Genomic DNA, 14,953 nt, shown 5'->3' with positions numbered 1-14,953 from the left:
CCCGCGCCGCCCCCCGACCGCTTCGCGGCGGCGTTGAAGGTGGCGGGCGTCCGGGTGAGCGGCACGGTCGCCGCCGGCCGGGCAGCCGAGGACGCCGTCCCGGTGGCCGCGGTCGAGAGCGCGCCGGTCGGCGAGCAGGTCGAGCACCTGCTGGAGTACAGCGACAACGAGGCCGCCGAGGCGATGCTGCGCCAGGTCGGACTCGCGGCCTCGCGCGAGGGCTCGACCGCCGCCGGGCTGGCCGGGGTCGCGAGCGTGCTGCGGCGCCTCGACGTGCCCCTGCCCGAACGCCAGCTCGACGGCAGCGGGCTGTCGCGGCGCGACCTCATCGGCGCCGACACCTTCGTCGCGCTGCTGCGCGCGGTGGCGACGGCGTCCGCCGACTCGCCGCTGCGCTCGCTGCTCGACGGGCTGCCCGTCGCCGGCTTCTCCGGCTCGCTGGCGGCCCGCTTCGACCAGGTGGCGCCCGCCGGGCGCGGCGTGATCCGGGCGAAGACCGGCACGCTCACCGGCGTCTCCGGCTACGCCGGGGTGGGCGCCGACGCCGACGGCGTCCCCTTCGTCTTCGTGATCATCGCCGACCGGGTGCGCACCGACGGACCGGGCACGTTGGAGGCGCGGGCCGCGCTCGACCGGGCGGCCGCCGCCCTCGCCACCTGTCGCTGCGGGAGTGCGGCCGCCGGGTAGGTTCGAGCCCATGGCTGCGCCCTTCGACCCCGCCGACATGATCGACTGGGGTCTGGCGACCTCGCTGGGCGCCCGCATCGCCGGCCAGGGGCCGGTGGTCACCCGTGCGGAGGCCGACGCCGCCGTCGCCGAACTGCGTGCCGCCGCCGACCGCTCCACCGGGCTCGTGCACGGCTGCACCGGCCTGGAGGCCGGCGCGAACACCGCTCCGGTGCTCGTCGTCGACCGGGCGGGGTGGGTGCAGGCCAACGCCGACGCGTTCCGCACCATCCTGACCCCGGTCGTGGGGCGGCTGACGGAGAAGAGGCCGCCCTCCGGGCTCACCCTCAAGGTCGGCTCGCGCATCACCGGCGCCGAGGTGGGCGGCCTGCTCGGCTTCCTCGCCAGCCGGGTGCTCGGCCAGTTCGACCCCTTCCACGACCCCGCGGGCCGGCTCCTGCTGGTCGCACCCAACATCGTCCACGTCGAGCGCGAGCTGGGCGTCGACCCGCACGACTTCCGGCTGTGGGTCTGCCTGCACGAGGAGACCCACCGGGTGCAGTTCACCGCCGTCCCCTGGATGCGCGAGCACCTCTTCGGCCTGATCAGCGAGGTCGCCGGCACGATGGAGGGCGACGCCGGCACCGTCCTCGAGGGCGGTCTCACCCGCCTGCGCGAGCTGCTCGCCGACCCGCAGCGCCGCGGCACCGGCAGCCTCATGGAGATGTTCTCCTCGCCCGCGCAGCGCGAGCTCCTCGACCGCGTCACCGCGGTGATGTCGCTGCTGGAGGGTCATGCCGACTTCGTGATGGACGAGGTGGGGCCCGAGGTGATCCCGAGCGTCGGCCACATCCGCTCGCGCTTCGACCAGCGCCGCAAGGGCGTCGGGGCGCTCGACCGGCTGCTGCGCCGCCTGCTCGGCCTCGACGCCAAGATGGCCCAGTACCGCGACGGCGCCCGCTTCGTGCGCGGCGTCGTCGAGACCGTCGGCATGGACGACTTCAACGCCGTCTTCTCCGAGCCGGCCCTGCTGCCCACCCGCGACGAGATCGCCGACCCCACCGCCTGGGTCGCCCGCGTCCACGGCTGAGGTCGCCGTGGCCCTGCATCCCTCGGTCGCGGCGGTCCGGACGGCGGTGCGCCGCGGCCTCGCCGACCTCCCGCCCGGCGCGACCGTGCTCGTCGCCTGTTCCGGCGGGCCCGACTCCGTCGCCCTGCTGAGCGCGACCGTCGCCGAGGCGCGCCGCGCCGGCGGGGCCGGTATGCGCGTCGTCGGCGCCACCGTCGACCACGGTCTCCAGGAGGGCTCGGCCGAGCAGGCCGCCCGCACCGTCGCGCTCATGGCGTCCCTCGGCGTCGACGAGACCGTGTCCTCGCGCGTGGTGGTCGAGCACCGCGGCACCGGCCCCGAGGACGCCGCCCGGCGGGCGCGCTACGCCGTCCTCGAGCAGATGGCCGCGCACTTCGGGGCCTCCGCCGTCCTGCTCGGGCACACCCGCGACGACCAGGCGGAGACCGTGCTCCTCGGCCTGGCCCGCGGGTCGGGGGCCAGGTCGCTGGCCGGCATGCGCGCCTCGTTCGAGGTCTTCCGGCGTCCGCTCCTCGGGGTGGCCCGCGACGACACCGTCACCGCCTGCCAGGTCGAGGGCCTCGAGGTGTGGGACGACCCCCACAACGCCGACCCCGGGTACGCCCGGGTCCGGGTGCGCACCCGGGTGCTGCCCGTGCTCGAGGAGCAGATCGGCCCCGGGGTCGCCGCCGCGTTGGCCCGCACGGCCGAGCAGCTGCGCGCGGACGCCGACCTCCTCGACGACCTCGCCGACGCCGCCTACGCCCGACTCCTCGGGCCCGACGGCGGCATCGCGGCCGAGGCGCTCGCGGCCGAGCCGACCGCCCTGCGGCGCCGCGTGCTGCGCCGCCTCGCGCTCGAGGCCGGGTCGCCGGCCTCGGAGCTGTTCCACGAGCACGTCGTCGCCCTCGACTCCCTCGTGCTGGGGTGGCGGGGCCAGAAGTGGATCGACCTGCCCGGTCATCGGCGCGGTGTGCGCACGGACGGCGTCGTCCGGGTGATCGCGGCGTCGGGGGAGCCCGGCGAGCCTGCAGCGGACTAGACCGCCCGGCCGCGGTGCGGCGGATCGGTCAGGTCGGCTCCGGCAGGGCCGATGAGGGCAGAACCCCCGTTCGTGCTCGATCACCCCCCGAGGAGCCACCCGTGGTCCGTCTTCCGCGCGCTCTCACCACCGTCGCGTCCGCCGTCCTGTCCGCGGCCACGACCGTGGTCGCCACCCTCTCGATCGCCCTGATGGCGCCGCTGCTGGCGCTTGCGGTGCTCTTCGGCGCCGTCGGCCTCGTGGCCGCACCCGCCGACGCCGCGGCGACCCGCCTCATCCAGGGCGTGGTGTGGGACCAGAGCGGACGGGCGATCGACGACGTCCTGGTCGAGGCCGTCGACGCCGACGGCGACGTCGCCGCGAGCGCCTTCACCTACGCCTCGGCGTGGGACAGCGGCCCGCAGCACGGCTACTTCTTCCTCGAGGTCGGCCCCGGCGACTACACGATCCGCCTCTCCAAGGCGGGCTACCGCTCGGGCACGGTCGAGGACGTCGTCGTCACCCGGCGTCACGGCGCCGCGCTCGGCGACCTGGTGATCAAGCGCCGTCCGGCGGTGAGCCGCACCACCGCCAGCCTCGTCGACGACCGGGTCAGCACCGCGGACGACGTGCTGGTGCGGGTCGCGGTGACCTCCAGCGCCACCGACCGGCCCACCGGCACCCTCTCGGTCGTCGACGCCGGCCGCACCGTGGCCTCGACCGCCCTGCGTCCGAACCGTCACGGCCGTGCCGTGCTCTCCCTCGGCCAGCTGCGCCGCGGCGTCCACCTGCTCCAGGTGCGCTACACCGGCGACGACCTCGTGCTCGGCTCGGCCTCGCAGCGGCTGATGCTGGTCGTGAGCCGCTACCACCGCGGCCGGGTCACCGCGCAGGCCGCCCGGGTGGTCACCTCCGCCTGGTGATGACCTAGGGTCTCGCCCATGGACGTCGACCACGTCGAGAGCGACCTCGTCTCGGTGCTCTTCACCGAGGCCCAGATCCAGGCCCGCCTGGCCGAGCTCGCCCGCGAGATCGAGCAGGACTACGAGGGCAAGGATCTCGTCATCGTCGGGATCCTGCGCGGGGCGGTCATGGTCATGGCCGACCTCGCGCGGGCCCTCGACCGGCACGTCGAGATGGACTGGATGGCGGTCTCCTCCTACGGGTCGGGCACCAAGTCCAGCGGCGTCGTCCGCATCCTCAAGGACCTCGACGCCGACATCTCGGGGCGGCACGTCGTCATCGTCGACGAGATCATCGACACCGGGCTCACGCTGTCGTGGCTGACCTCCAACCTCGGCTCGCGCAACCCCGCGAGCGTGGAGATCTGCACCCTGCTGCGCAAGCCCGAGGCGCTGACGATGCCGGTCGAGGTGAAGTACGTCGGGTGGGACATCCCCAACCACTTCGTGGTGGGCTACGGCCTGGACTTCCGCGAGCGCTACCGCAACCTGCGCGACATCGCCACGCTCGCCCCGCACGTCTACTCCTGAGGCCCGTCCGCAGGTCCGTCCGAAGGTCCGACCGGTGACCCGTCCCGGGGTCCGAGCGGCCTGCGCGCCCGCCGCGGGAGCAAGGCTCCCGGCCGGCCCCCGACGGTCACCGGAATGGTGCTCCGTTGTCGCCCGCCTGTACCGTCGTGGTGCCGGCACTGTCCGGTGTCCGAGCGTCGTACCCGTCGAGAGAAGACTGTGAAGCGCATCGTCAAGGGTCCCTGGTTGTGGATCGTCCTGGCCGTGGTGGGCGTGCTGCTCGCCCTGCAGTACCTGACGCCCAACAGCGGTGGCGACGAGATCCCCGCCTCCCAGATGAACGACTACATCGTCAAGGGCCAGGTCAAGGACATCACGTTCGTCGCGGGCGACCAGCGCATCAAGGCGGTCCTCGACGACGGCGTCCGCTCCGAGGGCGCCGACGTCACCACGCAGTGGATCCCCGGCACCCAGTCCGCGATCTACAGCGCGGCGATCCAGCAGTACGACAAGGGCACGATCGATGAGGTCAAGACCGACATCGCGAAGCCGAGCCTGCTGGGCAGCTTCCTGTTCTCGGTCCTGCCGATCGTCATCATCTTCATCGTCTTCCTCTGGCTGCTGAACAACATGCAGGGCGGCGGCGGACGCGGCGTCATGCAGTTCGCGAAGTCCCGCGCCAAGCTCATCTCCAAGGACATGCCGAAGACGACGTTCTCCGACGTCGCCGGCTGCGAGGAGGCCATCGAGGAGCTCGGCGAGATCAAGGAGTTCCTCCAGGAGCCCGCCAAGTTCCAGGCCGTCGGCGCGAAGATCCCCAAGGGCGTGCTGCTCTACGGTCCGCCGGGAACCGGCAAGACCCTGCTCGCGCGCGCCGTCGCCGGCGAGGCGGGCGTCCCGTTCTACTCGATCTCCGGTTCGGACTTCGTCGAGATGTTCGTCGGCGTCGGTGCCAGCCGGGTGCGCGACCTGTTCGAGCAGGCGAAGGAGAACGCTCCGGCGATCGTCTTCATCGACGAGATCGACGCCGTCGGCCGCCACCGCGGCGCCGGCATGGGCGGCGGTCACGACGAGCGCGAGCAGACCCTCAACCAGCTGCTGGTCGAGATGGACGGCTTCGACGTGCGCGGCGGCGTCATCCTCATCGCCGCGACCAACCGTCCCGACGTCCTCGACCCGGCGCTGCTGCGCCCGGGCCGCTTCGACCGCCAGATCCAGGTCGACGCCCCCGACCTCGCCGGACGCCACAAGATCCTGCAGGTGCACTCGCGCGGCAAGCCGATGTCGCCCGACATCGACCTCATGTCGGTGGCACGGCGCACGCCCGGCTTCACCGGTGCCGACCTGGCCAACGTGCTCAACGAGGCGGCGCTGCTCACCGCCCGCTCGAGCCAGAAGCTGATCACCAACCCGGCTCTCGACGAGGCCATCGACCGCGTCATCGCCGGCCCGCAGCGGCGCACCCGCCTGATGAGCGAGAAGGAGAAGCTCATCACGGCCTACCACGAGGGCGGGCACGCCCTGGTGGCCGCGGCCCTGCCCGGCACCGACCCGGTGCACAAGATCACGATCCTGCCGCGTGGTCGCGCCCTCGGCTACACGATGGTGCTGCCCGACGAGGACAAGTACTCCCAGACGCGCTCGCAGATGCTCGACTCCCTCGCCTACATGCTGGGCGGCCGGGCCGCGGAGGAGATGATCTTCCACGACCCCACCACCGGCGCCGGCAACGACATCGAGAAGGCCACCAACCTGGCCCGCGCGATGGTCACCCAGTACGGCATGACCGAGCGCCTGGGCGCGATCAAGCTCGGCGACTCCAACTCCGAGCCGTTCCTGGGTCGCGACCTCGGCCACTCGCGCAACTACTCCGAGGACGTCGCCGCGATCGTCGACGAGGAGACCAAGCAGCTCCTCGCCGCCGCCCACCAGGAGGCCTTCGACATCCTGGAGGAGAACCGCGAGGTGCTCGACGCGCTCGTGCTCGAGCTGCTCGACAAGGAGACCCTCGACAAGGCCCAGATCGCCCGGATCTTCGAGCCGCTCAAGCGGCGTCCCGAGCGCCCGGCCTGGACCGGCTCGCCGAACCGCCGTCCCTCCGACCGTCCCGCGGTCGAGATCCCGGCGTTCATCCGCGAGCGGGCCCACGCCAACGGCGTCGCCCCGCAGACCGGTGCCGGCGCGGTCGTGACCCCGCCGGGCCCGGGCGGCGACGTCCACGGCGGCGTCACCCCGCCGACCTACCCGAACCCGCCCGCACCGCCGGCGCCGGGCACCCCGACCCACGACTGATCCGACCCGCGACCGTCCCGACCAGCGTCACTGCTCCATCGCGTCACTGCTCCAACGATCCACAGCACGACCGCGTCACAGCACCATCGCCGTCGGCCACCGGTCGGCGTCGCCCGCCGCCACACCCACCACCCACGGCTCAGCGACGAGCCCGGCAGCGAGGAATGTCCACGATGACGACGTCCCCCATCCGCCCCCTCCGCCCCGAGGCGGAGCCCCAGATCATCCGCGAGTTCGACCACGAGCGTGCCGAGGCCGCCGTGCGCGAGCTGCTGTACGCGATCGGTGAGGACCCCACCCGCGAGGGTCTCCTCGACACCCCCGCCCGCGTGGCGCGGGCCTACGCCGAGCTCACCCAGGGGCTGCGCCAGACCCCGGAGGAGGTCCTCTCGACCACCTTCGACCTCGGCCACGACGAGATGGTGCTGGTGCGCGACATCGAGCTGTGGTCGATGTGCGAGCACCACCTGGTGCCCTTCACCGGCGTCGCGCACGTCGGCTACATCCCGGCGGCCTCCGGCAAGATCACCGGGCTCTCCAAGCTCGCCCGGCTCGTCGACGTCTACGCCAAGCGCCCGCAGGTGCAGGAGCGGCTCACCACCCAGGTCGCCGACGCGCTGATGGAGATCCTCGAGGCGCGCGGCGTCATCGTGGTCATCGAGGCCGAGCACCTGTGCATGACGATGCGCGGCGTCCGCAAGGCCGGCGCCCGCACCATCACCTCCGCCGTCCGTGGCATCCTGCACAACGCCGCGACCCGGGGCGAGGCGATGGCGCTCATCCGCGGCACGCACTGACCTGCGCCGGCCGACGCACGACCCCCGCCCGACCCCGCACGACGAGGAACGCCGCAGGTGACGCACGCCGGACGTCGACGCCCCCTCGTCATGGGCGTCGTCAACGTCACCCCGGACTCCTTCTCCGACGGCGGGCGCTACCTCGAGACCGATGAGGCCATCCGGCACGGTCTCGAGCTCCTCGCCGACGGGGCCGACGTGCTCGACATCGGCGGGGAGTCGACGCGTCCCGGTGCCACCCGTCCGGTGGTGGCCGAGGAGCTGGCCCGGGTGGTGCCGGTCATCACCGCGCTCGCCGAGCACGGCGCGGTGGTCTCGGTCGACACGATGCGGGCCGAGGTCGCCGAGGCGGCGCTCGCGGCCGGAGCCCGCATCGTCAACGACGTGTCCGGCGGTCTGGCCGACCCCGCGATCCTGCGGGTCGTGGCCGAGGCCGACGCCGGCTACATCGCGATGCACTGGCGCGCGCACGCCGAGCGGATGGCCGACTTCGCCGTCTACGACGGCCCCGACGGCGTCGTCGGCGGCGTGCTCGACGAGCTCGGTGCCCGGGTCGAGGCGGTGCTCGACGCCGGCGTGCACCCCGATCGGCTCGTGCTCGACCCTGGCCTCGGGTTCGCCAAGACGGGGGAGCAGAACTGGGAGCTGCTGCGCGCGCTCGACCGGCTCGCCGGCCTCGGGCGCCCGTTGCTGATCGGCGCCAGCCGCAAGTCGTTCCTCGGGGCGCTGCTGGCCGGTCCGGACGGCGTCCCGCGACCGCCGGCGGGGCGCGAGGCGGCGCATCTGGCGCTCGTGCTGCACCTCGCGGCGGCCGGGGTGTGGGGGGTGCGGGTGCACGACGTCCGCGCCACCTGCGACGCCCTCGCCGCCTGGGAACGGCTCGGCGGTGCGCCCGAGGCCGCCGTCCCACCCCCTGCCGCCGCTGTCGGCGGGGCAGGGCATGATGCGATCGGCGAGGGGGCCGCCCGGGCTCCTGCGCCGTCACCGACACCGACGAAGGAGAACGAGCGGTGAGTCTCGACGAACTGGCGGTCTACGGCATCGAATGCCGGGGTCACCACGGCGTCTTCGAGTTCGAGAAGCGCGAGGGCCAGACCTTCGTGATCGACCTCGTGCTCGGCACCGACACCCGTCCCGCGGCGGCGTCCGACGACTTGCACGACACTGCCGACTACGGGAGTCTCGTGATGGCGGTGAAGGCCGCCGTGGAGAACGATCCGGTCGACCTGATCGAGACCCTGGCCCAGCGCATCGCGGAGGTCTGCCTCTTGGCGCCACGTGTTGAATGGGCCCGGGTCACGGTCCACAAGCCGGAGGCACCCATCGAGACGACGTTCCGTGACGTCGCCTTGACGATCACACGACGACGCGAGGGCTAGACGTGACCGAGACCCCCAACCCGCACATCATCGACGCAGACACCCTGACCGGGGAGATGCGGCCGATCCGCCGGGCGGTGCTCTCCCTCGGGTCGAACCTCGGCGACCGGCTCGCGGCCCTCCAGGGCGCCGTCGACGCGATCGCCGACACCCCCGACGTGTGGGTCACCGGCGTGTCCCCGGTCTACGAGACCCAGCCGCTGAACTGCCCGCCGGGCTCGGAGGCCTTCCTCAACGCCGTCGTCCTCGTCGACACCACGCTGTCGGCCGCGCGTCTGCTCGACCGCGCCCAGGCCATCGAGGACGCCTACGACCGCGAGCGCGGCGAGGTCGCCAACGCCCCGCGCACCCTCGACGTCGACCTCATCGTCGTCGGCGACCGGCGCAGCGACGACCCGGCGCTGCGCCTCCCGCACCCGCGGGCCGCCGAGCGCGCCTTCGTCCTCAAGCCGTGGTTCGACCTCGAGCCCGACGCCGAGCTGCCCGATCACGGCCCGATCGCCGACCTGCTCGCCCGGATCGGCCTCGACGGGGTCGAGCCGCGCACCGACCTGGTGCTCGACCGCGGGTGAGCGCCCGGTGAGGGGGGAGCTGCCCCCTCCGACCCCGGAACCGTCCGGGGAGGACCCCGAGGGCACCATCCGGCCCGCCTCGCCGTGGGGGGCGACGCTCTGCGTCGTCCTCGGGCTGGTGGCCGGCTGGGGGTACGGCCGGATCGCCGAGGCCACCGACACCACCGCACCGGTGCCGTCGTGGGCCCAGCCGGTGACGCTGGCGTTCTTCGCCGTCGCGATCGCCCTGACCGCCCGGCAGACCCACCGGTGGCTGCAGGTGCACCGCGAGCCGATGGAGGCCCACCGGGCCGTCAACCGGCTCGCCCTGGGCCGGGCGGCGGTCTACGTCGGCTCGCTCATCGGCGGCGCCTACGGCGGGTACGCGGTCAGCTGGCTCGGCCTCTCGGCCGAACTGGCCGACCAGCGGGCCATCCGCTCGGGCCTCGCGGCGCTGGCCGCGCTCGGGATCGTGGTGGCCGGGTTCTTCCTCGAGCGTGCGTGTCGCGTCCGCGGGGACGACGAGGAGTCGTAATGTCGCAGCATGTCTTCCCCAGGGGTCACTCCCGTCACACCCGTCACTGACGCGAGCGAGCGCTCCCGCCGCCGCCAGCGCAGTGCACGCCTGAGCGTCGCCACGGCCCTCCTGGGTCTCGCCGTGCTCGTCGTCGCCGGGGCCGCGGCCGCCGGCGCGGTGCTCCCGCTCGTCCTGGCCGGCGCCGCCGCCGTCGTCCTGGGGGCCGCGGCCACCCGCATCACCTACGCCGAGCTCGTGCAGTCGCGGCGCGACGCCAACCGCGACCGGGCCGAGCAGGCGCAGGCCTACCGCCGTCTCGCCGAGACCCGCTCGTCCGAGCACGCCGACGACCTCGACCGCGCCGTCGCGCGGCTCTCCGTCGAGATCGCCGAGCGCGAGCAGTCGCTGCGCGACCTCGAAGGTGCGCTGGCGACCGTCCAGCGTCAGGCGGCCGACGCCCAGCGCGGGCTCACCGCGGCCAACCGGCGTGCCGACGAGCTCGAGGCCGAGGGCCGCATCCTGGTGGCCTCCCTCGACGCCGCCGAGGAGCGCGCCTCCACCGCGATCGTGCGCCTGGCCGAGCTCGAGCAGGAGCTCGACGTCCTGCGCGCCGAGCTCGACACCGTCACCGCCGCCTGGCACGCCGCCGAGGCGCGGCTGGGGCAGCGCAAGCACGCCTGAGCCGGCGGCAGGTTTCCCCGGTCAGCCGGGGAAACCTGATGTTGATGGGCGAAGTTTCGCCCCACAACATCCGGCTTCGCCCGTCGCCTGTGACGGGTGGGACGCCTCGGCCCCGGCCCTCACCCCCAGGAGTGACGCGTCACAGGGGGTTTGTCGGGCCCGTCGGCCCGGGGAGGCTGACCCGACGTGATCCCCGAGGAGTCCCGTTTCGCGTCCGATCCCGCCGAGCTGCTGCCCGAGGTCCCGGGGCTCCCGGCGGGCTGGCAGGTCGGTGCCCCCGACCCCGCCGACCGCTTCGACGTCGCCGCGCTGACCCGGTTGCTGCGCGACCACGAGCGACACGGCCGCGGCTGGCCGGGCTCGGGCGTCGACGACGTCCTGGTCGAGGTCTCCGAGCACGGGCTGCGCATGCGCGAGAACCTCGTCGTCCGCGACGCCGCCGGCGACATCCGCGCCTGGGGCAGCGTCCACGACCGGGCCGGCGGGCGCATGCTGTTCGTCCACATCGTCGACCGCTCCCTGGAGGGGGCGCTGGCCGACGCGTGCTCCGACCTGCTCCTGGTGTGGGCCGAGGCCCAGGCCCGCAGCGTCGGCGAGGCCCGCGGTCTCGCCGTCCAGCAGATCGACACCGGCGCCTTCGAGGGCGACCGACGCCAGGAGCACTGGCTGCGCGGCGCCGGGTTCGAGCGCGTCCGTCGCTGGTGGCAGATGAGCCGCCCGGTCGAGGCCGGCGAGACCGAGCTCGTCCCCGACCCCGACGCCTGGTCCGACCGCGGCGTCCGCTTCCGCCGGCTCTCGGACGGCGAGCGTCCCGCCGAGGCCGATCTGCGCGCCGTCCATCTCGTGCTGGAGGAGGCGTTCCGCGACCACTTCAACGGCCGCGAGGAGACCTTCGAGGAGTTCGTGCACCGTCTCGAGGAGGATCCCGGGCACGCGTGGCACCAGTGGTGGCTCGCGGAGATCGTCGACGGCGAGCACCCCGAGCCCGTCGGAGCCCTGGTCGGCACCCTCAGCGAGGGCGGCACCGGCCCGGGCGGCTCCTACGTCTCCTACCTCGGCGTCCGCTCCGCGGCACGAGGTCGCGGCGTCGCCCGCGGCCTGCTCGCCACGATCGTGGCCGACGCCTCCCGCCGCGGCCACGACCGGGTCGGCCTGGAGGTCGACGCCGACTCCTCGACCGGGGCCGACCGGCTCTACCTCGACCTCGGCTGGCGCACCCGCTACGTCACCGAGTCCTGGCACCGGCACGTCGTCGTCGGCGACCTCCTGCCCGGCTGAGCCTGCATCCACCGGTTCTCCGCTACTGCGCGACAGCGCCGCTCGCTACGCGGCGCACCGGTGGATCCAGGCTGAGCCCCGCCCCACCGGGTGGTCGGCCGGACGCCGGCGACGGCGTCGTTAGGCTGACCCGCGTGCGACCCCGGCCCCGCCTCGCCCGCGTCGGTGCGCGGGCCCTCCCGCCGGCGGTCTGGTGGCGCGCGTACACCGCCGCCCTGCGCGGTACCCCGGCGGGCCGCGACGCCGCCGCGGCGTCCGGACGCCGGGTGCCGCCGCTGGTCACGATCGTCCTGCTCGTCGAGGACCGCGACCTCCCCTGGTGGGAACGCGCCCGCGCCGCGGTGGCGGCGCAGACGTGGCCGCTGCGCGAGGTGCTGATCGCCCCCGTGGGCGCCGGGGTCGGCGTGGCGCTGCGCAGCGAGGTGGCCGACGACGATCCGCGCTGGCGCCTGCTCCCCGCCGCACCGACCTGGGTCGAGGCCGCCGACCGCGCCGCGCGGACCGCCCACGGCCACTGGATCTGCTGGTGGCGAGCCTGCGACGTGCCGGCGCCCGAGGCCATCGAGGCGCTCGTCGCGGCCTCCGCCGGCGGCGCCCGCGTCGTGCGCGCACGCTGGCAGCAACGCGGCGAACCCGTGCGGTGGCTCGCGCAGGCGCAGGAGCGGGCCCACCCCTCCGACGACACCGGCATCCGGCCGGTCTCGGAGCGTCCCTGGACCGTCGGCGATCTCGCCGTCCCCGCCACCCTGGTCGAGACCGCGTTGTGGCGCGGGCGTCGGTGCTCCTTCGTCGAGGCCGAGACCCACCTTCCCCGGCCCGCCTGCGATCCGTCGTCCACGCCCGCCGATCCGTGGCTGGTGGCGCCCGCCCTCGCCCGGCTGCTCGCGGCCGACCCGGCCAGCGCGGTCGTCGACCGGCCGGTGGTCGAGATCGCCCCCGAGCACGGGCACCGGGCGTTCGGGGCGACCCCGAGCGTCTGGCCCGCGTGGGCGCCCGCGTTGGCCCGCTGGGCCGCGCTCGACGCGACCTGGCCCGCCGGTCCGCTCGCCGACGCCTGGGCACGCCACGTGGCCGACGAGGCGCTCGCGGCGTTCCTGGCCGACCTCGAGCGCGTCGACGCCGACTCCTGGGCCTCGCTGCGACCGGAGGCCGCGCGCCGCCTGCTGCCGCCGGGCCGCTCGCGTGACGTCGCGACGCGTCTGGTCGCGCTGCTCACGGCCACCGGACGCCGTCCCGATGCCGAGAGTCTCGCGATCGCACATCGTCGTGAGGAGGGCGTGGTACCGACCCGCGTCGACGGCGATCGGGTGATCGCGGCCTGGCCCGAGCTGCCCGACGACCTGCGCGACCACCCGCTCCTGGTGCTGGACGACGCCGAGACGCCGGCGCGTGCCCGGCTGCTGCGCCGGGTCGGCGACCTGGTCGACCTCGATGTCGCCGTCGAGCACCTCGATCTCGCGGCCGACGACCGCCCCGCCGAGCTCGATCTCGACGACCCCGGCGCCGAGGTGCTCGGTGCCGAGGTGAGCCCGGAGTCCGCCCGCCGCCAGGCGGCGCTGCGGGTGCAGGCCCGGGTGCCGGCCGACCGCTCGACGATCGGAGTCGGCGTCCGGGTCGGCGGGGTGCGCCGGGTCGCGGTCCTCGACCTGACACCGAGCCCCGCCCCCGAGCCCCCGCGCATCGACGCCGGCGTCACCCTGGCCACCGTCGCCGTCGAGGGCGACGCGCTGATGGTCGGCGGCACCGGCGACCTCACGACGCTGCGGCTCCTCGATGACCGCGACGTGCCGCTCGCGAGCGCCGGCCCGGCCTCGAACGGGGCGTGCCTGCCGCTGCGCACCACCCTGTTCGGTCGCGAACAGCCGCTGCCCGACGGCGTCCAGCGCCTCCAGGCCGCGGCCGGAACCCCGCTGCTCACGCCCGAGCTGGAGGCGCGCCTGCCGCTCGAGCTGCGTACCCCGCACCATCGCCTCACCCTGCGCCGCGGGCCCTACGGCGGCCTCCAGGTGCAGGTCGCCGCGCCCCTGGCCGCCGACGAGCTCGGGCCGTACCACCAGCAGCGGCTCGTCGACCGCTACCGGCTGGTCGAGCGCCCCCTCGACCGGCGCACCGTCTACTTCGAGACCTACGTCGGCGCCTCGGCCACCGACAGCGCCCTCCCGGTGCACGACGAGCTGCGCCGGCGCCGTCCCGACCTGCGCACCGTCTGGGGGATCGCCGACCACAGCCGCTGGACGCCGCCGGGCGCCGAGCGCGTGCTGCTGCGCTCGGCCGACTGGTACGACACGATCGCGACCGCCGGGGCCCTCGTGCTCAACACCGACGTCGAGCTGTGGTTCCGCCGCCGGGAGGGCCAGGTGGTGCTCCAGACCTTCCACGGCTACCCCAGCAAGGGCATGGGACGCGGCCAGTGGGAGGCGAAGGACCATCCGCCGAGCCGCATCGCCGACCTGCGGGCCCGCGGCGTCGACACCTGGGGCGTCATCCTCACCCCCACCCCCGAGATGACCCGCCACTACCGCGAGCAGTACGACTACGACGGGCCGGCGTTCGAGCACGGCTACCCGCGCGACGACGCGCTCACCGCCCCCGACGCGCCGCTGACCCGCTCCCGCACCCGGGCCCTGCTCGGCATCGACGACGACCGCGTGGCGGTGCTCTACGCCCCCACCTGGCGCGAGCAGCTCGCCGTCCGCGCCCGCCGCGCCGAGTTCGCCGACCACCTCGACGTCGCCGCTGCCGCGCAGGCGCTGGGGGAGCGCTACGTGCTCCTGCTGCGCGGCCACCGGTTCCACCGCCCCGCCGGCGTCCGCGGACCCGCGGGGGCCCGCGTGGTCGACGTGACGGCCTACCCGGAGATCAACGACCTCGTGCTGGCCGCCGACGCCGCCGTGCTCGACTACTCCTCGCTGCGCTTCGACGTCGCGCTGGCCGGCGTGCCCTCGGTCTTCCTGGTGCCCGACCTGGAGGAGTACGCCCGCGGCACCCGCCAGTTCCTCTACCCCTTCGAGGACTCCGCCCCCGGTCCGCTCGTGGCGTCGACCGGCGAGGTCGTCGCGCACCTGCGCGACCTCCCCGCGCTGCGCGCCGCGTGGACGCCGGCGATCGAGGCCTTCAACGCCCGTTACCACCCCTACCAGGACGGCGCCGCGACCGCGCGCGTGGTCGACGGCCTGCTCGCGATGCTGCCGGACGCCGGCGCGTGATCGGCTCCACGCGGACCGTGGTGA

General features: G+C 74.6%; 14 protein-coding genes. All 14 read left to right on the top strand.

Going from position 1 to position 14,953, the window contains the following annotated elements:
- Positions 1 to 687: D-alanyl-D-alanine carboxypeptidase/D-alanyl-D-alanine endopeptidase (gene dacB / locus ABD671_RS03470; protein ID WP_344731831.1), on the top strand; the 687-nt coding region annotated here is incomplete at its 5' end.
- A 10-nt stretch (positions 688 to 697) separates the two neighbouring features.
- Positions 698 to 1,756 (top strand): zinc-dependent metalloprotease, encoded by a 1,059-nt coding sequence (locus tag ABD671_RS03465; RefSeq protein WP_344731830.1) that lies wholly within the window; start codon positions 698 to 700, stop codon positions 1,754 to 1,756.
- A 7-nt stretch (positions 1,757 to 1,763) separates the two neighbouring features.
- Complete coding sequence (tilS, locus tag ABD671_RS03460) at positions 1,764 to 2,777, top strand: tRNA lysidine(34) synthetase TilS (protein ID WP_344731829.1); 1,014 nt, start codon at positions 1,764 to 1,766, stop codon at positions 2,775 to 2,777.
- Between the two features lie 101 nt (positions 2,778 to 2,878).
- Positions 2,879 to 3,679, top strand: coding sequence for an Ig-like domain repeat protein (locus ABD671_RS03455; protein ID WP_344731828.1), 801 nt, complete (start codon positions 2,879 to 2,881; stop codon positions 3,677 to 3,679).
- Between the two features lie 18 nt (positions 3,680 to 3,697).
- Positions 3,698 to 4,249 carry a hypoxanthine phosphoribosyltransferase gene (hpt, locus tag ABD671_RS03450; protein ID WP_344731827.1) on the top strand — a complete coding sequence of 184 codons (552 nt, stop codon included), beginning with the start codon at positions 3,698 to 3,700 and terminating at the stop codon, positions 4,247 to 4,249.
- Positions 4,250 to 4,447: 198 nt separating this feature from the next.
- On the top strand, positions 4,448 to 6,520 hold the full coding sequence (gene ftsH, locus ABD671_RS03445) for an ATP-dependent zinc metalloprotease FtsH (RefSeq protein WP_344731826.1): 2,073 nt from the start codon (positions 4,448 to 4,450) through the stop codon (positions 6,518 to 6,520).
- 173 nt (positions 6,521 to 6,693) lie between these two features.
- Entirely contained in the window at positions 6,694 to 7,317 is a 624-nt protein-coding gene (gene folE / locus ABD671_RS03440) for a GTP cyclohydrolase I FolE (RefSeq protein WP_344731825.1), read from the top strand.
- 90 nt (positions 7,318 to 7,407) lie between these two features.
- Positions 7,408 to 8,331: a dihydropteroate synthase gene (gene folP / locus ABD671_RS03435; RefSeq protein WP_344731959.1), complete on the top strand. Its 924-nt coding sequence runs from the start codon at positions 7,408 to 7,410 to the stop codon at positions 8,329 to 8,331.
- Positions 8,328 to 8,696, top strand: coding sequence for a dihydroneopterin aldolase (gene folB / locus ABD671_RS03430; RefSeq protein WP_344731824.1), 369 nt, complete (start codon positions 8,328 to 8,330; stop codon positions 8,694 to 8,696). The genes folP and folB overlap by 4 nt, the downstream gene beginning before the upstream one ends.
- Positions 8,697 to 8,698: 2 nt before the next feature.
- Complete coding sequence (gene folK, locus ABD671_RS03425) at positions 8,699 to 9,268, top strand: 2-amino-4-hydroxy-6-hydroxymethyldihydropteridine diphosphokinase (protein ID WP_344731823.1); 570 nt, start codon at positions 8,699 to 8,701, stop codon at positions 9,266 to 9,268.
- A 7-nt stretch (positions 9,269 to 9,275) separates the two neighbouring features.
- A complete protein-coding gene (locus ABD671_RS03420) occupies positions 9,276 to 9,782 on the top strand; it encodes a DUF3180 domain-containing protein (protein WP_344731822.1) in 507 nt (168 codons plus the stop codon).
- 9 nt (positions 9,783 to 9,791) lie between these two features.
- Positions 9,792 to 10,445: a hypothetical protein gene (locus tag ABD671_RS03415; protein ID WP_344731821.1), complete on the top strand. Its 654-nt coding sequence runs from the start codon at positions 9,792 to 9,794 to the stop codon at positions 10,443 to 10,445.
- Positions 10,446 to 10,631: 186 nt separating this feature from the next.
- On the top strand, positions 10,632 to 11,723 hold the full coding sequence (locus tag ABD671_RS03410) for a GNAT family N-acetyltransferase (protein WP_344731820.1): 1,092 nt from the start codon (positions 10,632 to 10,634) through the stop codon (positions 11,721 to 11,723).
- 134 nt (positions 11,724 to 11,857) lie between these two features.
- The gene (locus ABD671_RS03405; protein WP_344731819.1) at positions 11,858 to 14,929 is read left to right on the top strand and encodes a CDP-glycerol glycerophosphotransferase family protein; all 3,072 of its coding nucleotides are present in this window, start codon (positions 11,858 to 11,860) and stop codon (positions 14,927 to 14,929) included.
- Positions 14,930 to 14,953 lie beyond the last annotated feature (24 nt).

The organism is Nocardioides fonticola (genome assembly GCF_039536805.1).
GTDB classification, from domain to species: Bacteria; Actinomycetota; Actinomycetes; order Propionibacteriales; family Nocardioidaceae; genus Nocardioides; species Nocardioides fonticola.
The sequence above is the reverse complement of the archived record's forward strand: the minus strand, read 5'-3'. Positions and strand labels throughout refer to the sequence as shown.